The sequence below is a fragment of the Acidimicrobiales bacterium genome, from assembly GCA_034521975.1.
GTDB lineage: Bacteria > Actinomycetota > Acidimicrobiia > Acidimicrobiales > SKKL01 > SKKL01.
Window position 1 is genome coordinate 200,511 of record JAXHLR010000004.1, and the last position, 21,000, is coordinate 221,510.

General features: G+C 70.1%; 20 protein-coding genes. 9 read left to right on the forward strand and 11 right to left on the reverse strand.

Annotated features, from left to right (window positions below; translation table 11 throughout):
* The first annotated feature begins 80 nt into the window (after positions 1–80).
* From U5K29_05325 to U5K29_05345, 5 genes are all read left to right on the forward strand, one after another.
* The gene (locus U5K29_05325; protein ID MDZ7677949.1) at positions 81–1,289 is read left to right on the forward strand and encodes a DUF3089 domain-containing protein; all 1,209 of its coding nucleotides are present in this window, start codon (positions 81–83) and stop codon (positions 1,287–1,289) included.
* A 12-nt stretch (positions 1,290–1,301) separates the two neighbouring features.
* On the forward strand, positions 1,302–2,582 hold the full coding sequence (locus U5K29_05330) for an aspartate aminotransferase family protein (protein MDZ7677950.1): 1,281 nt from the start codon (positions 1,302–1,304) through the stop codon (positions 2,580–2,582).
* Between the two features lie 280 nt (positions 2,583–2,862).
* Complete coding sequence (locus U5K29_05335; protein MDZ7677951.1) at positions 2,863–6,243, forward strand: DEAD/DEAH box helicase; 3,381 nt, start codon at positions 2,863–2,865, stop codon at positions 6,241–6,243.
* Complete coding sequence (locus tag U5K29_05340; GenBank protein MDZ7677952.1) at positions 6,240–6,530, forward strand: hypothetical protein; 291 nt, start codon at positions 6,240–6,242, stop codon at positions 6,528–6,530. The genes U5K29_05335 and U5K29_05340 overlap by 4 nt, the downstream gene beginning before the upstream one ends.
* A 91-nt stretch (positions 6,531–6,621) precedes the next feature.
* The gene (locus U5K29_05345) at positions 6,622–7,062 is read left to right on the forward strand and encodes a PilZ domain-containing protein (GenBank protein MDZ7677953.1); all 441 of its coding nucleotides are present in this window, start codon (positions 6,622–6,624) and stop codon (positions 7,060–7,062) included.
* A gap of 24 nt (positions 7,063–7,086) precedes the next feature.
* Here U5K29_05345 and U5K29_05350 read toward each other — a convergent pair whose 3' ends face one another.
* From U5K29_05350 to U5K29_05380, 7 genes are all read right to left on the reverse strand, one after another.
* Positions 7,087–7,566: a MaoC family dehydratase gene (locus tag U5K29_05350; protein ID MDZ7677954.1), complete on the reverse strand. Its 480-nt coding sequence runs from the start codon at positions 7,564–7,566 to the stop codon at positions 7,087–7,089.
* A gap of 82 nt (positions 7,567–7,648) precedes the next feature.
* Positions 7,649–8,179, reverse strand: a complete 531-nt coding sequence (locus tag U5K29_05355; GenBank protein MDZ7677955.1) for a 2'-5' RNA ligase family protein — start codon at positions 8,177–8,179, stop codon at positions 7,649–7,651.
* A gap of 21 nt (positions 8,180–8,200) precedes the next feature.
* Positions 8,201–10,300, reverse strand: coding sequence for an EAL domain-containing protein (locus U5K29_05360; GenBank protein MDZ7677956.1), 2,100 nt, complete (start codon positions 10,298–10,300; stop codon positions 8,201–8,203).
* A gap of 7 nt (positions 10,301–10,307) precedes the next feature.
* The gene (locus U5K29_05365) at positions 10,308–11,252 is read right to left on the reverse strand and encodes an HDOD domain-containing protein (GenBank protein ID MDZ7677957.1); all 945 of its coding nucleotides are present in this window, start codon (positions 11,250–11,252) and stop codon (positions 10,308–10,310) included.
* A gap of 70 nt (positions 11,253–11,322) precedes the next feature.
* Positions 11,323–12,891 (reverse strand): sulfatase-like hydrolase/transferase, encoded by a 1,569-nt coding sequence (locus U5K29_05370; GenBank protein ID MDZ7677958.1) that lies wholly within the window; start codon positions 12,889–12,891, stop codon positions 11,323–11,325.
* Entirely contained in the window at positions 12,891–13,340 is a 450-nt protein-coding gene (locus U5K29_05375) for an SRPBCC family protein (protein MDZ7677959.1), read from the reverse strand. Before U5K29_05375 ends, U5K29_05370 begins: the two co-directional genes overlap by 1 nt.
* On the reverse strand, positions 13,337–13,951 hold the full coding sequence (locus U5K29_05380; GenBank protein ID MDZ7677960.1) for a hypothetical protein: 615 nt from the start codon (positions 13,949–13,951) through the stop codon (positions 13,337–13,339). The genes U5K29_05375 and U5K29_05380 overlap by 4 nt, the downstream gene beginning before the upstream one ends.
* Before the next feature lie 52 nt (positions 13,952–14,003).
* On the opposite strand from U5K29_05380, the gene U5K29_05385 reads away from it, so the two are divergent.
* Positions 14,004–14,576, forward strand: coding sequence for a hypothetical protein (locus tag U5K29_05385; protein ID MDZ7677961.1), 573 nt, complete (start codon positions 14,004–14,006; stop codon positions 14,574–14,576).
* A gap of 22 nt (positions 14,577–14,598) precedes the next feature.
* On the opposite strand, the gene U5K29_05390 is transcribed toward U5K29_05385, so the two are convergent.
* The 3 genes from U5K29_05390 to U5K29_05400 are packed head-to-tail and all read right to left on the reverse strand — an operon-like array spanning position 14,599 to position 18,058.
* Positions 14,599–16,590: an endonuclease/exonuclease/phosphatase family protein gene (locus U5K29_05390; protein ID MDZ7677962.1), complete on the reverse strand. Its 1,992-nt coding sequence runs from the start codon at positions 16,588–16,590 to the stop codon at positions 14,599–14,601.
* Between the two features lie 26 nt (positions 16,591–16,616).
* The gene (locus U5K29_05395) at positions 16,617–16,811 is read right to left on the reverse strand and encodes a ferredoxin (GenBank protein MDZ7677963.1); all 195 of its coding nucleotides are present in this window, start codon (positions 16,809–16,811) and stop codon (positions 16,617–16,619) included.
* Positions 16,808–18,058, reverse strand: coding sequence for a cytochrome P450 (locus U5K29_05400; protein MDZ7677964.1), 1,251 nt, complete (start codon positions 18,056–18,058; stop codon positions 16,808–16,810). The genes U5K29_05395 and U5K29_05400 overlap by 4 nt, the downstream gene beginning before the upstream one ends.
* A gap of 160 nt (positions 18,059–18,218) precedes the next feature.
* Between U5K29_05400 and U5K29_05405 the strand changes: the two genes are divergently transcribed.
* From U5K29_05405 to thrH, 3 genes are read left to right on the forward strand one after another with little or no spacing between them, the layout of a single operon-like run.
* Positions 18,219–19,073 (forward strand): matrixin family metalloprotease, encoded by an 855-nt coding sequence (locus U5K29_05405; GenBank protein MDZ7677965.1) that lies wholly within the window; start codon positions 18,219–18,221, stop codon positions 19,071–19,073.
* A gap of 30 nt (positions 19,074–19,103) precedes the next feature.
* The gene (locus U5K29_05410; protein ID MDZ7677966.1) at positions 19,104–19,775 is read left to right on the forward strand and encodes an alpha/beta fold hydrolase; all 672 of its coding nucleotides are present in this window, start codon (positions 19,104–19,106) and stop codon (positions 19,773–19,775) included.
* A gap of 28 nt (positions 19,776–19,803) precedes the next feature.
* Positions 19,804–20,427: a bifunctional phosphoserine phosphatase/homoserine phosphotransferase ThrH gene (thrH, locus tag U5K29_05415; protein ID MDZ7677967.1), complete on the forward strand. Its 624-nt coding sequence runs from the start codon at positions 19,804–19,806 to the stop codon at positions 20,425–20,427.
* A 21-nt stretch (positions 20,428–20,448) separates the two neighbouring features.
* Here thrH and U5K29_05420 read toward each other — a convergent pair whose 3' ends face one another.
* Positions 20,449–21,000: a flavin reductase family protein gene (locus U5K29_05420; GenBank protein ID MDZ7677968.1), complete on the reverse strand. Its 552-nt coding sequence runs from the start codon at positions 20,998–21,000 to the stop codon at positions 20,449–20,451.

Here is a 21,000-nt window from a genome sequence, read left to right on the forward strand (position 1 = left end):
TCTTCAGTGTGGCAGTCGAGGGCGGAACTGCTCACGCATCGAGGCGGTACCGTGGCGCCGCAGTGATGGGGGAGCCCGGGATGACGAGTCGAACGCTGGCGACGGCGCTGGCGGTGGGACTGCTGGCGCTGGCCGCCTGCGCCGATGACGAGGTCGGCTCCGGTGACCGGCGGCGAACGCCCACCCCCTTGCCGGAGACGACCCTCGGTGCCGAGATCACCGACCCCTCGATCGACCCCTCGATCGACCCCGACGAGCCTGCCCCGACCGGCGGGACCTACTCCCGTCCCCAGCACTGGCTCTGCCTGCCCGATCGTCACGATGCCTGCGACGTCGACCTCGACACCACCAGGATCGACCGCGACGGAACCCGAACGGTCGAACACGTCGAACCGGCCGTCGACCCACCGATCGACTGCTTCTACGTCTACCCCACCGTGTCTCAGGCTCCCGAGCCCAACAGCGGTCTGGAGCCCACCGACGCCGAGCGCCGCGCCGTACGTGCCCAGTTCGCCCACTTCGCCTCCTCATGCCGACTCTTTGCCCCCATGTACCGCCAGATCACCCGCGCCGCGCTCACCGGGGCCGCCGATGGGATCGCCGACAGGGGACTCGCCTACCGCGACGTGGTCGAGGCCTGGGAGCACTACCTCGCCCGCTACAACGAGGGACGCGGTGTGGTGCTGATCGGGCACTCCCAGGGCGCCGGCCACCTCCGCGAGCTGCTCACCCGTCGCGTCGACCCGACACCCACCGAACGACGGTTGCTCGTCTCGGCCGTGCTGCTCGGCACCACGGTTCGCACCCCGGTCGACGACGAGGTCGGCGCACACCTCGATCACATCGAACCGTGTCGGAGCGAGACCGAGGTGGGCTGCGTGGTGAGCTTCTCCACCTATCCCGCCGATGCCCCTCCGGGCGACACCGGCTTCTTCGCAGGGGTGCGCGACACCGAGGACGAGCGCGCGGTGTGCACCAACCCGGCCGCGCTCGAAGGTGGGCGCGCGCCGCTCGACAGCATCCTGGTCGCCCATCCCGATCGCGACGGCGAGGTGTCCACACCATGGGTTCGCTACGTGGGGCTCGCCGAGGGCGACTGCGTCGAGGACGGCGACTACCACTACCTGTCCGCCACCTTCACCTCCACCGACAGCGACACATGGCCCAGCGACCTCGGTGGTCGGCTCACACCGGAATGGGGCCTGCACCTCATCGACGCCAACATCGCCCTGGGCGACCTCGTCGGCCTGGTCGCCGCACAAGGCGAGATGTACGCGTCGGAGCACTGACATACTGCGCTGGTGGGCACACACGACGACCTCCTGAAGCGCCGGCGAGCCGTGATGCCGGAGTGGCTCGCGACCTCCTACGAGCACCCCATCGCCATCGACCACGGTGAGGGGAGCTACGTCTGGGACGGCGAGGGCAACCGGTACCTCGACTTCTTCGGCGGCATCCTCACGACGATGTGCGGCCACAACCTCGAACCGGTCGTGGACGCGATCCGTCACCAGGCCGGGCAGCTGCTGCACTGCTCGACGCTGTATCTCAACGAACCCATGATCGAACTCGCCGAGATGATCGCCGAGCTGTCGGGGATCCCCGACGCCAAGGTGTTCTTCACCACCTCGGGCACCGAGGCCAACGACACCGCGCTCATGCTGGCGGCCTCGTACCGTCGGTCCAACCAGGTGCTCACGTTGCGCAACAGCTACCACGGTCGTTCGTTCTCGACCGTGGCGGTGACCGGTCACCGCAGCTGGTCGCCCACCAGCTACTCGGGCCTCTCGGTCGCCTTCGTGCACGGCGGCTACCGGCTGCGGAGCCCGTTCCGCCACCTCGACGACGCGGCCTACACCCGGGCCTGCGTCGATGACCTGCAACAGGTGCTCGACATGATGACCGCGGGCGACGTCGCCTGCATGATCGCCGAGCCGATCCAAGGTGTCGGTGGGGTCGCAGTTCCCCCGCCGGGGTTCTTCGGTGCCATGAAAGAGGTGCTCGACGAGCACGACATCTTGTTCGTGTCCGACGAGGTGCAAACGGGCTGGGGTCGCACGGGCACGGGGTTCTGGGGCTATGAGGCGCACGACATGGTTCCCGACCTGTTGACCTTCGCCAAGGGCGTCGGCAACGGCTTGGCCCTGGGAGGCGTGGTCGGCCGCGCCGACATCATGGACCATCTCGAGGCCAAGTCGATCAGCACCTTCGGCGGGAACCCGCTGGCCGCGGCCGGAGCGACGGCGAACCTGCGCTACCTCCTCGACAACGACCTGCCCGCGAACGCCACCCGCATGGGTGAGCGTCTGGGCTCGGGGCTGCACGCGGCGACCAGCGGTGTCCCCTGGGTGGGCGAGGTCCGGGGAACCGGTCTCATGTGGGCCGTCGAGACGGTCGTGCCCGGCACCATCGACCCAGCACCGGAGGCCGCAGCGGCGCTCCACGAAGCGACCCGCGAGCGCAAGCTGCTGCTCGGGCGTGGTGGGCTCTACGGCAACGTCCTGCGCATCGCGCCACCGCTCAACGTGTCCAGCTCCGAGATCGACGACGCGCTCGGGGTCATCGCCGACTCGCTTCGATGAGCAGGCCCGCACCTGAGACCGGATCCATGCCCGCCCATCGGCCCGGGCTCGGGGAGGGTCAAGGGTTCGACCGCGATGCCACGATTCGCACCGATGGCCGCCGATAGCGCTACATTGGGAGGAGCGAGGGCCCGGGGCCCTCGGGTCAGGTAGGCGGAGCGGCTGAACGCTCGGCATCAACGTGTCGTCAGACCGCCCCCTGAGTCGCAGCCGGTGAGACGCCGCCCATTCGAGCAGATGCTCGGTCCAGCGGGTGTTTCGGACTGCGTACGGAGCACACATGCACCAGAGCACGGGAGTGGTCGAACCGCTCCGAACCAACGGCATCGACGCGGCATCCCCGCCGAATCGGACCATCCGACGCGCCGACGGCGACGTGGAGACGACCCGCGTCCGGCCCGACCGCGCCACGCTGCGGGCGCTCGCGGTCACCGCCGCGGCGGCCGAGGCCACCGCCGACCAGCTCGCCGTGCTCGACGCCGACCGCCACGCGTGGCTCCGCACGCTCGACGATCTGCTCGACGAGACCGAGGACGCGCTCGACTCGCTTCGCTCCTCGAAGCGGCCCGAGCGCGACCAGGCGATCGCTGATCTCGAGGCCGAACGGAAGCGCCTCCTCGCGGCGGTCGACCTGTTGACCGGGGCCGCCGATGTCGACGCGTCGGGTCCGGTCATGGAGGCAGCGGGCGAGGTCCGACTGCAGATGTCGTGGAACGCGGGCCGGATCGTCGCCTGGGCCGGAGGCCCCGGCGTCCCGCCGGCGACCGAGGACGACCTTCGCGCGCTCCTCACCTCCGCCGGCGCACCCGGTTCCGGCTGGACCAGCCACGATCCTGTCCCCATCCCGTCCTCGGCCCCAGCGCCGTCGATGGCCACCGAGGTCGGGTCGGTGCTCGGGTGGCTGGTGGCCGTCGGAGCCGACGAGCAGCGCCACGAGTGCGGGTCGAGCGTCGAGTGGTTCGGCCGCCTCGCCACCTGGGCGGTGCGCCTGGTCGCCAGAGGTGCGATCGTCCCTGCGCTCCGGGTCGACACCACCGGCGGTCGCCCCCAACCGAACAGCACCGCCGAGCATGCCGTGCGCTGGCGACCGGCCCTCGTCGATGCCGCCGAGCTCGAACGCACCACCGGGGCCATCCCGGGGCCGGTCACCGCGGTGGCCCGCGTGGCTCCCAAGGAGCTCACCCTCGCCGTCCTCGAGACCATGGTCCACGCCATCGCGATCCGCGCCGCGGCCCAGCTCGAGTTCCCGGCTCCACCCCCCGATCCGCGCTCCACCGCCGACGTCGCCGAGGCGTTCCTCACCCGCCTCGACGGCTCAACCTTCACTGCCCCGGTCCGGTCAGGGGCCGAGCTGAGCTCTCGACTCGACCGATGGGCCAAGCCGGTCACCGAACCGGCCGGCACCACGCTGGTGGTCACCCTCGACCCGCCGGACAGCAGCAACGCCTGGTTCCTCTCGGTGCTCGGCCCGAACCCCGAAGGCGAGCTGGTCCCCGTCGAGGTCGCGCTGGTCGACTCCCGCTCGAAGCGACAGATGTCCCAGCAGCTCAACCGACTCGAACGTCTGCTGCCAGCGCTGCAGCGACCGGGTGGCCTGCGCCGCGGCCAGGTCTATCTCAGCCAGGACGAAGCCTGGGAGCTCATGACCGAGACCGGCGACGCGCTCGTCACCGCCGGCTTCGAGGTGCGCGTCCCGTCACTGTCCCGCCGGCGCCCGTCGCCCACCCTGCGCCTCACCACCGAGAGCGACGACACCGTCGTGGGAGCGAACCAGCTGGCCTCGGTGCGCTGGTCGGCCGTGTTCGACGATGTCGAACTGACCGCCACCGACATCGCCGCGCTGGCCGCCGAGGCCCGTCCGTTGGTCAAGTCGCGTGGGCGTTGGGTCGAGCTCGACCGAGCCGACCTGGCCGAGGCCGCCGCGGCCCTGGCCGAGCACGCCGACCGCACCAAGATGACCGGGGCCGAGGTGCTTCGCTTCGGTGTCGGACTCGACGGGTCGCCGTTGTCCGGTGGCATCACCGTGGCGGGTTCGAGCTGGGCCGCCGACCTGCTGGCCAAGGCCGACGCCGCGACCGCCGAGGCCGACCCACAGCCCGAAGGCTTCGTCGGCGAACTGCGTTCCTACCAGGCAGAGGCGGTCGGCTGGCTCAACTTCCTCGACTCGGTTCAGCTCGGCGGCTGCCTGGCACTCGACATGGGGCTGGGCAAGACCCCGACGGTCCTCGCCCACCTCACCCGTATGCACGGACGCGGCCCGGCGCTGGTGATCGCGCCGCCGGCGGTGGTGGGGAACTGGGCAGCCGAAGCCCGCCGCTTCACGCCCGATCTGCGGGTGGTGATCCACCACGGCGCGTCCCGCGCCTCGGCCAAGGAGCTCGCCGCCGAGGTCGACGGCGCCGACGTGGTCATCACCACCTACGGCACCGCGGTCCGCGACGTCGACGCCCTGGCCGACCTGCACTGGGAGCACGTCGTGCTCGACGAGGCCCAGGCGATCAAGAACCCGGCCAACGAGACCTCCCAGCAGCTGCGGCGCATCCCCGCCAGCATCCGCCTCGCCCTCACCGGCACCCCGGTCGAGAACGGTCTCGGCGATCTGTGGTCGATTCTCGACTTCACCAACCCCGGTCTGGTCGGCGACCGCAACACCTTCGTGGCGGCACTCTCCAAGTCCGGTTCGGGTCGCGGTCCCAAGGGTGCCGAGGGAGGCCTGCGGGCACTCAACGGCATCCTGGTGTTCCGCCGCACCAAGGCCGAGCCCGCGGTGGCCGAGGAGCTCCCCGACCGCATCGACGAGCTCGACCGTTGCAGCATGACCCCCGAACAGATCGGCCTCTACCAGGCGGTCCTCGACAGCCTGGTCACCTCCACCAGCACCGACACCGACGGCGCCGAGCAACCCAAGCAGGGAGCGATCCTCGCGGCCATCACCGCGCTCAAGCAGATCTGCAACCACCCGGTCGCCTACCAGGACGACGGCGAACCGCTCGACGGCCGCTCCGGCAAGCTGGCCCGCCTCGAGGAGATCGTCGACTCCGTGTACACCTCCAACGAGCGAGTGCTGGTGTTCACCCACTTCGCCCGCTGGGGCGAACGCCTCGCCGACCACCTCAGCGAGCGCTTCGGCAGGCCGGTCGCCTGCTACCACGGCGGCCTGTCCCGCAAGGAGCGCGATCGCATCATCGACGACTTCCAGCACAGCGACGAACCCGGCGCGCTGGTCCTGTCGCTCAAGGCCGGCGGCACCGGACTCAACCTCACCGCCGCCAGCCACGTCGTGCTCTACGACCGCTGGTGGAACCCTGCGGTCGAGGACCAGGCCCGCGATCGGGCCTGGCGGATCGGCCAGACCCGCACCGTCATCTCCCACCGGCTGGTCTGTCCCGGCACCGTCGACGAGCGGGTCGAAGAGGTCGTGGCCGGAAAGCGCCACATCGCCGACATGGTGCTCCCCAAGTCCTCGTCGCTCGCCGATCTCGATGCCTCCCAGCTCCGCACCGCGCTCGGCCTGCGTTCCGACGAGCTGCTCACCGAGGAGACGCCCACGGCCTCGGTCACCGGCACCGAAGGCTCCGACGACGACACCGACACCGATGCCGATGCCGATGCCGATGCCGATGCCACCGACCACGCACCCGAGGAGGTGACGGTCCCGTGAGCCCACGCCGCCGCAGCAAGAAGCGCTCTGGACGCAGCCGTCAGGGACAGCAGCCGATCGAGTTCTGGAAGGCGGTGCCCGACCTCGGTCCGATCGACGCGGTTCGGCCTGCCCGGGATCCGGGCGCGGTCGTTCGGTCCCTCGGAAGCCCGCCCCTCACCGGTCAGGCCGGAGTCTCCGACCACTACCTCGACGCGGCGGTGCGCAAAGCAGCGCAGATGGCCACCGCGCTCGCCGCCGCCGAGAACCTGCTCGCCGAACCCGACGACGACCAAGACGATCGCTGAACACCCCGACGGCGGAGGTCCGAACGTCGTCCCACGCCTCCCTCCCCGCAGATAGGGTGGTGTGACAACAGGCGCAAACGAGGGGGTCGCCATGGCCGAGAACGATCCTGACGCACCCGCAGGCGGCGACGCCTCCACGCCCGAGACAGGCGACCACACCATCGAACGCCGGCAGTCGCCACGGCTTCGCGTCACCCTCGACGCCAGCTATCGCCGCTTGGGCCACGACGACGGCGGAGACCAGACCCGGACCGTCGACGTCTCCCACGGAGGTGCGCGCATCGCCGCCCCCAGCCAGATGTCGGTGGGCGACGTCCTTCAGCTCGTGGTGCAGATGCCCCACGGGATCGAGCTCACCCTGCAAGGTCTGGTGGTTCAGATCTCTGACACCGAGGGCCAGCACGCACACGTCGCGTTCGACTCGCTTTCAGCGGCCGCGGCCGATCTGTTGACCGAGTTGCTACAGGAGCAAGCCGAACGCCAGGCCGCAGCGGCCGATGCCGCCGAGGAGGCCACCCCATCCGACGGGTAGCGTCCGCGGCACCGGCCTGCTTTGTCAGCTGAACATCACGCGCGTGATCCAGTCGGCGACGACCGCCGGACGTTCCTCGCCCTCGGCCTCGATGGTGTAGGTCTTGGTGACCTGGACACTGTCGCCCTTGAGCTCGACCGACTTCACCACGCTCGAGGCCCGGATCCTCGACCCGACCTTGACGGGGGTGACGAAGCGGACCTTGTCGAACCCGTAGTTCATGCCCATTATCAGCCCCGACAGCCCTTCTCCCCCACCGCCACTCGGGCGGATCGACGCCGCAAGGTGGGTGAGCATCGACAGGGTGAGGAACCCGTGGGCGATGGTCCCCCCGAAGATGGGTTCGGCCCGTTCCGGATCGACGTGGATGAACTGATGGTCGTGGGTGACGTCGGCGAACTGGTCGACCTGCTCCTGTGTCACCTCGAACCACTCGCCCGACCCTTCATCGGTTCCCTCGGTGTCCTTCAGACGCTCGTAGGCAGCTTCGGCGTTGCTCGCCATGTGTCCCCTCTCCTCACAGGTGTCGTTCACCGGCACGGTACACACCGGATCGCGGCGCAGGCGAGACCGCGAGCCCGCCGGTTCACAAATCGGGCAGTGGTCCCTGGCTGAGCGCGAACGACTCGGTCACGATCCAACGGGCACCATCGAACGCGGTGAGGTGCACCTCGCCCACCCGGAACTCGAGCCGCGGATCGTCACCGGCGAGCACCTTGTACGCCTTGGGTCCCGAGCGTGAGGTTCGGGGGTGCACGATCGACGCGTGGGGAACGACCTGCAGGGGAACGAACGGCGACCACAGCACGAGCTCCCTGAGCCGGGCCAGCATCCCGGCCGGATCCTCGACCAGGTGGTAGATGCCCCTGGCCGGCTTGTTCTCGTGCGCCACCACCGGGCCCAGCCTCATCGGGAACGGTGGGATGCGCGCCGCCGCAGCACCCAGCCGTGCTCGCAGCAACGCCGGATCGGGCGCCTCCTCCGGGTAGGCCACGGTCACATGGGCGTCGATCTGCCTGGATGCTCGCGGGTCCCACTCGCGGCGGAGCGGCTCGATGTGCTCGGCTGCCCGGCCGGTGACGAACACCGTGGCGTGATGGCGCGACAGCTCCCCCATCACCTGAGCCTGCCACGGGCGTCAGGCTGAGCGATCCATGCCCGATCCCCCGGCCAGCAGGGTGATGAGCGCGGTGATCTCGTCGGCGGGGACGGGATGGCTGAACAGGTAGCCCTGGGCCAGAGGCACACCGAGCTCGGTCAGGATGGCGGCCTGCTCGACGGTCTCGACCCCTTCGGCCACCACCGGAAGTCCGAGCGCCCCCGAGAGGGCGACGATGGCCTCGATCATTGCCGTGCTCGATCGGTCGAGAGCGGCGATGAACTCTCGGTCGATCTTGAGCGTGTCGACCGGGAGGCGGTGCAGGTGGGCCAGCGACGAGTACCCGGTGCCGAAGTCATCGATCGAAATGGACGGGCCCAGCGCCTTGAGCGCGCCGAGGGTGCCGAGCGACATCGCCGGGTCGGTCATGATCGCCGATTCGGTCAGCTCGAGGTGGAGGGCTTCGCCAGGCAGGCCAAAGGAGTGAAGCGCCGCCTCGACGTGGCCTGCGAGCAGGGGTTCGGTGAGGTCACGGGCGGACATGTTCACCGCGACGAACAGCTCCGAGCACCCCGGCAACGATCTCCAGTCGCACATCGGCGCCAGCGCCCGCTCGAGGATGCGACGAGCGAGCGAGGTGATGAGCCCACTCTCCTCCGCCACCGGGATGAAATCGACCGGCGAGACCGAGCCCAGCTCGGGGTGGGTCCAGCGGGCGAGCGCCTCCATGCCGACGACCCGGCCCGCCGCCAGATCGACGATCGGCTGGAAGTGGACGCTGAGCTCGTCGCTGTTGGTGTCCACCGCACGTCGCAGTGCGGCCGCGATCCCGATCCGGCGCTGGGTGCCATCGCGCATCTCCTCGTCGAGCCGCTCGGCCCGGTTCTTGCCCTTACGCTTGGCCTGGAACAGGGCGATGTCGGCGTCGCTGAGCAGGCCCTCGACGTCGAGCTCGTTGGCTCCTTGGGCGGGACCCTCGGGCCAGACGACGCCGATGCTGGCGGTGACCACGCTGTCCTGGCCCATGAGGTCGACCGGTTCGCGGATCGTGGCCAGCACCCGGTCGGCGACGCGATCGACGACCGAACGGTCGGGAACGTGGCGCAGCAACAGGACGAACTCGTCGTCGCCGAAGCGGATGACGGTGTCGCTCGAGCGGGCGCACCGACGGAGGCGGTTGGCCATCTCGATGAGCAGCTCGTCGCCGGCGGTGTGACCGAGCGAGTCGTTGATGTCCTTGAAGTCGTCGAGGTCGATGAACAGCACGGCGGGGTGACCGCGGTCCTCCGCCAAGACCCGCTCGAGGTGCTGCCAGAGGGCGGTGCGGTTCGCCAAGCCGGTGAGCGGGTCCTGCAAGGCCTGGGCCACCAGTTGCTCGCTCAGGTCGAGGCGCTCGGTGACGTCATTGACGGTGGCGACGAAGCCGACGTCGCGACCCCCGCCGGGCGAGACCGGCGAGAGGTGCACCTCCGCCCGCCGCTCGCCGGAGCGCGGATGTAGGACGCGCAGCGAGAGGTGTCGATCGGTGCACTCGGTGAGGACTTCGGCGATGGCTTCTTCCGCTGCCAGTCCGTCGTCGGGATGGAGCCGGTCGAGCCAGCCGAAGCCGACGAGGTCCTCGGCCGGTGCGCCGAAGATCTCGGTGCAGCGCTCGTTGGCGAAGTCGGCGCGCATCCCGAACTCCGAGGACAGGATCCCGGTCGGAACGCTCGTGGCGACCTGCTCGAACTTGTCCTCGAAGGCCCGCAGTCGGATGGCCTGCCGGAACTCCTCACCGAGCTGACGGGCGGTGACCACCATCCGGTCGCCGTCGGCCGGCATGGCGCGGACGGTGACCGAGACCGGCGTGCCAACCCCGGCCGAGTGGTGAGCGGTGGCGGTGGCCTCGACCGGCGCGACCCGGCCGGCAGCTGCGGCCCGACGCGCCCGGTCGACGACGGCCTCGGAGCCTCCGGGCAGCTCGATCAGCTCCCAGCACGGACGGCCGGCCACCTCGGCACCGAGCAGATCTCTCATCGCCTGGTTGGCGATCTCGATCGTCCCATCGACACCGGCGACCAGCACCCCGATCGGGATGAGGTCGATGACGGCGGAGTCGCTGAGGGCGGCGAGGTCGACGTTGTCGGCGCGGTGCGGCACGTGGCTCCTATCCGGCGGTGAGCACCGCGGACAGTGCCGCGGTCTCGTGCTGGACCCGGGCGATGATGCGATCGAGCGGCTCGCCCTCGATCCCCTCGAGCGACAGCACCATCCGCGCCGCGTCGGACTTGGCGATGCTCAGTTGGTCCTCGGACAGCCCGGCGATCATCTCCGCCGCGATCAGACAGCGGGTGATCGCGGTCTCCCTCGGGCTCAGGCTGTGGTGGTGGTTGGCGATGGCCTCGCAGAACGGTGCGGGGAACTTCCAGGCTTCGAGCACCCGAGCTCCGGCTTCGGGGTGGGTGATGCCGAGCACCTCCAGCTCCCGTTGGGGGGTGGCGCGTGGCCCGAGCTGGGACCACGCGGCCGGTGCGGCCCGCTGCAGCAGTGCCTCACCGAGGTCGTGCATGAGACCCAGCGCGAACGCGTCGGACGCGGGAACGCCGAATCGGCCGGCGACGAGTTGCGCCGCGTTGGCCACCGCCGCCGCGTGGGACCAGAAGTCGCCCTCGACCGCGGTGTCCTCGTCGCTGAGTCCGCACGCGGCGGAGGCGGCCAGCGATCGCACGGTGGCGAAGCCGAGCGCGGCGATCGCCCGGGGAACGTTGGTGACCGGCGTACGGAGGCTGTAGAAGGCCGAGTTGGAGATGCGGATCAGCCGAGCCGAGAGCAAGGGGTCGAGCTCGACGGTCCTCGACAGGCGCGCGACGTCCGATGACGGGTCGTCGACCAACCACAGCACCCGCAGCGCGACCGTGGGATGGCTCGGCAGCTCCTCCATCGCCTGCAACAGTGACTCGATCTGCTCGTTGCGGGCGGCCTCCGCGGGATCGGGTTCTGCGTCGTCCTCACCCTGATCATGCGTGTCGGTGGTGACCGGGGACAGGTGTCGCAGGCGGGGTGGATCGCCATCGGTGAGTCTGGTGGGGTCGCGAGGGTCTGGGGCATGCACGATGCGGGTATCGGCGTGCCAGCGGCTCCGATGAGGATCAGCGCTAGGTCGGACGGCTCATTCTCAGCGGTCAGACCGGGGCTTGCAGTGGCCGTCGCTGCCGTGGCGACGGGCCGAGGGCATCGAGCAGATCGGTGACCAGGTCGTCGCGGATCCCTCGGTAGGAGGGATCATCGAAGCGGTTGACGCGCTGGAGCGGATCGTCGGCGAGGTCGTAGAGCTCGCCCTCGGTGCCATCGTGGACGGTCCCGGGTTCGGTGATCGTGCAGACCAGGTCCTGGCGGGTGATCGTGCGCAGACGCACCTCCACCCCGAATCGCTCGCTGTCCCACTCGGTCACGACCGGCCCGCGGTGCCGGCTGTCGGCGTCGTGGTCGTCGACTGGCAGGGCGGTGCCTTCCATCCACGGCCGTGGGTCGAGGCCGGCGATCCGGCACCACGTTGGTGCGAGGTCGACCAGGCCCACCGGGCGCGAGACCACCGCGGGCGCGACCTCCGCGCTCGGAGCGGGACGCCAGACGAGGGGCAGCCGCATCAGCCCGTCGACGTGATACGGCCCCTTGAACAGCAGCCCGAAGTCGCCCTGCAACTCGCCGTGGTCGGTCGTGAAGATCACGTCGACGTCGTCGGCCCAGCCACGAGCGGCACAGGCCGCGAGCACCCGGCCGAGGGCCTCGTCGATCAACTCGCACTCCACCGCCGTGCGGGCGTTGACCTCGCGCACCTGGTCGGCGGTGAGCGTGGCGGGAACCCAGTTGAGCGGGGCCTCGAAGTTCGACACCAACGTGCCGTCGTACCACTGGCGCCAGTGACGAGGCTTGGCGTCGAGGATCGCTTCGCGACGTTCCCGCTCCTCGGGGTACCCGGCGGGGAGGGGGACGTCGCGCCAGTCGACACGGCGCATCTCCTCGACCGGCGGATCCCACGGGTGGTGGGGGTCGGGGAAGCTCATCCAGCAGAACCAGTCGTCGCCCTCGTCGAGGGCATCGAGCCAGGCGATCGTGCGGTCGGCCACCCAGTCGGTGTGGTACCAGTCGCGAGGGATCGGATTGTCCTTCACCTGAGGTGCACCGGTGTCTCCACCCCCTTCGCTGTTGACCTCGAGGTCGCGATCGAGCGTGGCGTAGTACCAGGCGATCGCCTCGGGATGGGTGTCGGCGAGCCACCGTGCGTAGTGCAGCTGGCCGGTCGCCCCGTGGGTGGCCAGCTCCAGGTGCTCGAACCCTCGGTGGGGTCCGGTGGACCCGTCGTGCCACGGGCGGGTCGCGCTGGTGAGCCCCTGGCGGGCCAGGGTGTTCTCGGTGAAGCGGCCGAACGGATCGATGTAGGGCTCGAAGTGGGCCTTGCCCACCAGCGCGGTGCGGTACCCCGCACGTTGCAGCACACCTGCCGCCGACGGCGCATCGACCGGAAGCGGCACGCCGTTCATCCACACGCCGTGGGTCCTGGGGTGCTGGCCGGTGAGCATGGTGGACCGCGACGGCATGCAGACCACCGACTGGGGCACGGCCCGCTGGTAGCGGATGCCCTCTGCCGCGAGGCGGTCGACGACCGGGGTGCGGGCGATCGCACCGCCGTTGCAGCCGAGACTGTCGTAGCGCTGCTGGTCGGTGGTGACGAACAGGACCTTGCGTCCCATCAGGAGCTTCTCCTCGTTGGCGACGATCGGACGGCATCGACGGCCGGGCCGACAGAGGACTCGAACTGGCGACGCAGCTCGTCGAGCGCAGCCCCCGCGCCGCCGGCCAGCACCAGCGCCATGGTGGCCGGCGCGGCGTCGGTGGCATAGACCACCAGCGACGAGGTCGTGTCCAGCTCGATCACGTCGATGGTGGCCAGGTGCTCGTGGAACAGCGGTCCGGACAACGCGTACTGGAACCTGCGCTGCACCGGATCGTTGGTGAGGATGCGCTCGGTCATGGACACACCGGTGGCGAGGGTGATGTCGCGCTGGTCGCCGTCGACGGTGCATTCGTCGATGCCGGGGAACCACAGGTGCAACAGCTCGGGCCGGCCCACCACCGACCACACCTCGTGCGCGGGCCGCTCGATGATCACGTGGCGTCGGACGCTGGCCCTGGTGCTCACCGCCGGATCCCGAACAGCGCATCGAGAGCGACGACCATGGCCCGGCGCGAACGATCGCCGTCGAACCCCTGCTGGCGCATCAGGTCGTTGGACTCGAACGAACAGGCGACGTCGGCGGCGTCGAGTCGTGCCTGGGCGTCGGCCGAGGCGAGACCGGCCAGCTCAGCGGCGAACGTCTCGGCGACCTGTGAGCGGAGCCGGGCCCGCACCCGCGCCACCTCCGCGGCCACCAGGGGCCGGGTGGATGCGCGGAGTCGCGCGACCCGCCCCACATGTCCCATGGCGTCGAGCAGCCCCGATCGCTGATCGACGAAGGTCCCCACCCGCTCGGCGACGGGTGCGTCGGGGTCGATGTCGAGGTTCCACAGCGGGGCCAAGCGCTGCTGTTGATGCTCGATGGCAGCCATGGCCAGGTCGTCGAGGTCGTCGAAGTAGCGAAAGACGGACCGGGGCGAGAGCGCCGCGTCCGTGGCGATCGACGCGATGCCGGGTTCGTAGTCGCCGGCGTCGTAGCGGGCGAGCAGGGCCTCGACCACCGTACGACGGTTCTGCTCGCGGCGCTGGCGGCGTCCGTCGACACGTGGAGGGAACCCAGCGGGAGCAGCTGTCACGACCGCAGACTAACAATTGACACTAGCCATGACAATACCTTACCGTGACCGGATGGGACTGGACGATCTACTGCTCGACTCGCTTCGCCGACGGATGCGGGCCATGCACTCGCTCTACTACGACGCGGTGGCCACCATGGACCTCTCCCATGTGAACCACTTCGAGCGCGAGGGCGTGCTTCCCATCGCGTTCTGCCTCTTTCACTACACGAACATGCAGGACGCCTCGTTCATGGCGATCACCGGACAGGCGCCGATCTGGAACGACGAGTGGCAGGCCCTGGTGCAGATGGCCATCGACGACCACGGCAAGGAACGCACCGTCGACGAGATGGTGCACCAACGCATCGGCGACTACGACCAGTTCTGCTCCTACCAGCGCCAGGTGTTCGAGCGCACCGAGCAGTGGCTCGAGACGCTCGCGCCCACCGAGCTCACTCGCGTCATCGTCCCCCGGCCACTTCCACCGGTGGTGGCCAACACCTACAGCGCTCGGGTCGCCGGCGACGACGGCATCACCGTGCTCGACGCCGTGGAGTGCTGGATGTACCAGCACGGCCTCCGCCACATGGGCGAGATCGAACTGGCGCGGGGCATGGTCGGACTCGGCGGCATGACCAGCTGATCACCGGCGAGCGCCGCGACGCTCACCTCAGCGCCAGCACCGCCAGCAACGGGCGATGATCCGATGCCACACTGTCCGCCACCGTGGTCTCGGCCCTGGTCAGGTCGCCGGTGTGGAGCACCCAGTCGATGCGCGCCCGAGGTGCAGCCGAGGGATAGGTGTGACCGGGACCTTGGGCCGGATCCCACGCCGGAACCAATCCGGATCCTTCGAGGCGGGTGAGGATGTCGGATCCCGGCTGGGAGTTGAGGTCACCGGCGATGACGGTGCGTGGCCGATCACCCCACAGATCGAGGATCGCGTCGACCCGCGAGGCACGTTCGCCGAGGGTTCCCCCAGGGGGCAGGTGCGTTCCCACGACCACCAGCGGATCGCCGCCGCCCACGTCGAGCTCGACCGCCAAGGCGCCGCGTGGCAGTGCGGTACCCACTCGGGCGAACCGGTGCTGGCGGACACCATCGATGGGGAACCGACTGAGGATCGCGTTCCCGTGCAGCGCGTCGAGCGACGACGGCTGGAAGACCACGTGGGGCATCTCGAGCCGGCGCTGGAGCCAGCCCACCATGTCGACCCCACCGGTCGGCAGGTGGCCTCGCGGCACCTCTTGGAGGCTGACGACATCGGGCGCGAGGTCCTCGAGGGTGGTCGCGACCTCGTCGAGGTTGAGGTGACCATCGGGGTCGAAGGCCAGCCCAACGTTGTAGGTGACCACTCGCACCTCGGCACCGGTGGCCACCGCCGCACCAGGTTGCACCAGCACCGGAACACCAGCGACCACCAACGCCGCAGGGATCACGAAGACACCCAGCAGCGAGGAGAGCTCGGTGCGGCCGGGACGATGGGGCCGAGGGACCAGATCGGTCCTGGCCAGCACGATTGCGACGAGCATGATCACCGCGGTGGAGACCAGGGCCACCGCCGGTGGCACCGGCAGGCCGAGGATCCCGCGGCCGTCGAGCAGGGCGACCGAGCCGAGGGCCGTCAGATAGCCGACGCCGATCACCGCCATGGGAGCCGGCACATCGCCGGTACCGGCGCCCCGCACCCCCGCGGTGGTCAGCACCGCCCCGATGGCCCCCTGGGCCAGCAGCACCGCCGCGATCCAGCCGACACCCGGCATGTGACCAGCGATGGGAAGCACGAGCACCGCGACCGCGCCGACCGTTCCGAGCACCGGCCAGGGTCCCGACGGGTGACGAGCCGTCGACGCCGAAGCGACCAAGCCGACGCCGGCACCGGCTGCACCGACCAGCGACGCTCCCAACCAGCCGAGGGTGGTCACCTGGCCCAGCCATCCGAGGTTGGCGAGCATGAACCCCTCGAGGACCAGGACCGGGCCCACCAACACCAACGACCACGCAGAACGAAGTGAGCGGCCCAGCACGAACATCGGTCGCCGGGCTCGTGACGCGACGAGCCACAGGTACCAGCTGGCCAGACCCACCACGACGGCCACCGCCCACCACGACTCGACCCACACCAGGTGGCGGCTGGCGAGGCCGGTGTGCAACGCGGCATCGAGCACGACGCCGGCGAGCACACCGCCGCCGAGGAGGGGCAGTCCCAAGGTGGCCAGCACTGCGAGGACGCACAACGCGGCCGCCAAGCCGATCCCGGCCAGTCCCACCGCCACCGGGCCGTCGCTCATCTGCACCCCCACCCGAGCGACGACGAGCAGCAGCGCCGCGGCGACGAACAGGCTCCGGGGATCGCGCCGGCACGCGCCGATCAGCACCACCGGCGCGGCGAGGAAGGGGGCGACCTGCAGGAGCACCAGCGCCTCCGGGGCCACCACGCCGCCGAGGTGCAACGGCAACAGCGCGGGGAACGCACGGAGCAGTTCGACGGCGAACAACACGGTGACCGCGACGAGGGCCGACATCGAGCCCGGCCGCCCCACGGCCAGCCCCTGCCCAGCGACACCGGGCGCGAGCGCAGGCTGAAGCGTTGTCGGCCCGGCGGTGCGCAGACCCAGGCGGCGGGCCTCATCGGTCTCGGTCGGTGCAGGGGCCACGATCCGAACATAGCCCCGAGCGGCGGTCACTCCTCGATGGTGATGGCGAACTCGGGACAGTTGTCGGCCGCGAGGCGCGCCGCCTCGTGCTGGTCCTCGGGAACCTCACCGTCGACCTTGAGCACCGAGAAGCCCTCGTCGTCGCTGTCGAAGAGGGCGGGAGCGAGCGCGTAGCAGCGTCCATGACCTTGGCACGCGTCGGAGTCGAGCTTGATGATCATCGGGAGACCTCGGCGGTGGAGAGGATGCGGATGGGAAGCTCGCGAGGACCGCGCACCTGCCCCGCAGACCATCGAACCGCCTCGGGATCGTCGGTGGCAAGCTCGAAGTCGGGGATGCGGGTCAGCCACTCCTCGAGCGCGACCCGTAGCTCCATGCGAGCCAGGTTCGAGCCGATGCACCGGTGGATACCCACCCCGAAGGCGAGGTGTCGGTTGCGCTGGCGGTCGAGCACGACCCGATCGGCGTCGTCGAAGGCATCGGGATCGCGGTTGGCGGCGGGGAACGGCAACAGGACCCAGTCGCGAGCGCCGACCGGGCACCCCCTGATCTCGGTGCCCTCGGCGCCCTCGGCCACGATGCGGGCCATCGTGACCGGCGCGTAGAAGCGCAGCAGCTCCTCGATCGCGAACACCATCACATCGGGGTCCTCGACCAGGCGTCGCCGGTCGTCGGGGGTCTGGGCCAGATGCCACAGGCTGGCCCCGATCGCGGACCACGTGGTGTCGATGCCGGCGATGATCAACAGGCCGATGGTGCCGCGGATGTGGTCGTCGGACAGTGGCTCTCCGTCCATCTCGCAGTCGAGGAGGTAGCTGATGAGGTCCGTACCGTCGGTGGGGTTGGCCCGACGGTCGGCGATCGTCATGTTGAGGTAGTAGTCGAGGGTGTCCTCGTAGGTGAGCTCGCTGCTGGCGAACGAACCCGGCGCTTCGAGGATCCGGTGGATGAAGGTGCGGAACTTGTCGCCGTCCTCGCGGGGCACGCCGAGCATCTCGGCGATGACCCGGACCGGAATGTGCTGGGTGTACTGCACGGCGGCGTCGACCTCGGTGGCGCCGGTGGCGATGATCTCGTCGAGCAGCTCCCGGCAGGCGCGCCGGGTTGCGGTCTCCCAGCGATCGATCTCCTTGGGGGCGAACGCGGGCAGCAGCAGACGCCGAGCGGTGGCGTGGAACGGCGGATCAGAGGTGATCGGAGGGGCGTACCCCATGGGGGCGAGTCCTTCGGGCCGGAACTCGCTGACGATGATTCCCTCGGAGCTGAAGTGATCCGTGTCGCGAGCGATGGCGGTCACATCGTCGTGACGCACCGGCAGCCAGGCGCCGCCGAAGCGGTCGGTGTGGGCGACCGGGCACCGCTCGCGCAGCTCCTCCCACACCTGGGGTGCCTGCTGGGCGTACTCGGGGCGGGTGTGGTCGAAGTCGGTCGCCCAGTCCTGAACGGGTGGGCGCTGGCTCTCGGTCATCGCATGATCTCCCCTGGTGGCAAGGTCGCCCGCCTGGTGGCAAGGTGCTCCGGGCGGCATGGTCGCCCCGCTCCGCACTATACGCCGTACGGGCCCCATCGCACGTCGCTGAGATCGCCGGATCCCCTACAGAATCCGCCCCACCAGCCGATCGAGGACCATGACCAGACCTCGCTCTCCCCGGCGCCCGGGCGACGGCGGTCGCCGGCCGGCACGGCACCGGATCGGGGTCTTCCTGGCCGGCGTGCTCGTCGGCGCGATGGTGTTCTCCGCGTTGGTCGACCTGGCGGGCGACACCGCGAACCGCTGGGGGGTGAGCGCCACCTGGCTCGGCGAGAACACCGAACGCCCCACTCCCCGACCCGCCGAGCACCAGGATCCGCTCGGCACACCACTGCCACCCCCAGCGCGTTCTGGACCGTTCGAGTTCCTGGCCACCCAACCCGGCAGCGACACCCCGGTGACCTATGACCCCTGCCGCCCCATCCCGGTGGTGGTGAACAACCTGCGAGCCCCCGCCGGCTCGGCCGATCTGCTGCGCAACAGCCTCGACCGCATGACCGAGATCACCGGGTTCCAGTTCGAGGTCGAGGGCACCACGACCGAGGTCCCCGACCTGCCGAGACCCGCGTACCAGCCCGAGCGCTACGGCGACCGGTGGGCGCCGGTGCTGGTCCTCTGGGCCAGCGAGGACGACGTCCCCGACCTGGCGGGGTACGGCGGGCTCGGCGGCAGCACGGCAGCGCCCGCCCCCGGCACCTCTACCCACGTGTACGTGAGCGGGGTCGTGGTGCTCAACGGGCCGTCGTTCCGCGAGACGCTCACCGTCTCGAGGGGATGGTTCCTCGCCGAGGCGGTCATCCTGCACGAGCTGGGCCACCTCCTGGGGCTCGACCACGTCGACGATCCGCGCCAGCTCATGCACCACGACGCGCCCGAGCGACACGACTTCGGCCATGGCGACCTCACCGGCCTCGCCGCCCTGTCCTCGGGGCCGTGCGTGGACCGGCTCTGAGGCCCCCGATCGGCCGGTACCCTCGGCCGGGTGCCTGCCGACGAACACTCATCGCCGCGCCGCCACAGCACCGCCTACGTGGTGGCCCCGGAGTCGGGAAGCGGACCGGGGGTCCTGGTCCTCCACGGCTGGTGGGGCTTGAACCCGTTCGTGCGCCAGCTGTGTGACCGCCTCGCCGACGAGGGCTTCGCCGTGCTCGCGCCCGACCTGTTCGACGGCCGGACCGCCGAGGCACCCGACGAGGCCGAGGCGTTGCTCGCCGACATGGACGTCGACCGGGCCGTCGAGGCACTGATGGCCACCTCGTCGACCTTGCGCGACCTTCCGATCACCGAGGACCGCCCCATCGGCGTGGTCGGGATCTCGATGGGGGCCTCGCTCGCGCTGTGGCTCGCCACCCGAGCCCCCGAACAGGTCGCCGCCGCGGTCGCCTACTACGGCACCCAGGACATCGATTTCGAACCGGCCCAGGCGGCCATCCTCGGCCACTTCGCCGAACACGACGAGCTCGTGTCCCACGACGACGTCGTCGAGATGGAGGCCCACCTCCGCCTCCTCGGAAAGGACGTCGAGTTCCACCGCTACGCCGGCACCGGCCACTGGTTCATCGAAGAGGATCGACCCGCCGCCCACGATCCCAGCGCGGCCGGCATCGCCTGGGAGCGCACCGTCCACTTCCTCCACCGCCACCTGGCCACCTGAACCGGCGCACCCGATACTGTCCTGGGCCATGTCCGGCAACCGATCCACCACGCAGTGCGTCGTCACCCTCGACCTCGAGGGGGTCCTGGTCCCCGAGATCTGGATCGCGGTGGCCGAGCGAACCGGGATCGAGGGATTGCGCCGAACGACCCGGGACGAACCCGACTACGACGTGTTGATGCGTCATCGCCTCGATCTGCTCGAACGCAACGACCTGGGCATCGACACCATCACCGAGGTGATCGCGGGGTTGAGCCCGTTGCCGGGCGCGGTCGAGTTCCTCGACGCCCTGCGCGAACGCACCCAGGTCATCCTCTTGTCCGACACCTTCGAGGAGTTCGCCCGACCCCTGATGCGTCAGCTCTCGTGGCCGACCCTGCTCTGCCACCGGCTGGAGGTGGACGGGGGTCGCATCCGTGGCTATCGCCTCCGGATGCCCGACCAGAAGCGGGCCGCGGTCGAGGCGCTGCAGTCGCTCAACTACCGGGTCGTGTCCGCGGGCGACTCCTACAACGACACCTCCATGCTGCTCGCGGCCGACGCCGGCTTTCTGATCCACGCCCCCGACCCAGTGCGGGTCGAGTTCCCCCAGCTCCCCCGCGCCGACACCCTCGACGAGTTGCTCGAGCTCATCACCGCTGCCCTCACCTGAGCGGGAGTCCTCGGCGGGACCTCAGGTGCCGGCTTCGTCGCGCTCGAGCCGCTGCAGCAACCGGTCGCGGATCGACACGCCGGGCTCGCGCGCCTTGCCGCCGGTGACCCGCCAGCCCAGCCGCGCCGAGTACAGCAGCGGCGGTTCCTTGAGCCGCCCCTCGCGGGTGTCGACGACCCGGGCGAGGAACAGCTCGTGGTCTGGGGTGTCGATGCGGTCGAACCAGTCGCAGGCCAGGTAGGCGATCGAGTTGGGGACCACCGGGAGGCCGTTCCAGTCCTCGACGTACTCGGTGGCGATGCGGCGGAACCGACGTCCCGGGTAGGAGAAGTACTGGCCCTCGGCGATCTGGTCTCCGGCGAGGATCGACACCGCGAACCGTCCGGACTCCACGATCAGAGGATGGGTGTCGTGCTTGGGCGACACCGAAGCCATCACGATCGGCTCGTCGAACGAGACCTGGCTGAACCAGTGCGAGCAGTACAGGCGCGACAGCCCATCGTGGTGGGCGCCGATGACCTGCACCCCCTTGATCATCTGGCCGAGCGAGCGCTTGGTGGTGGGATCGATCAC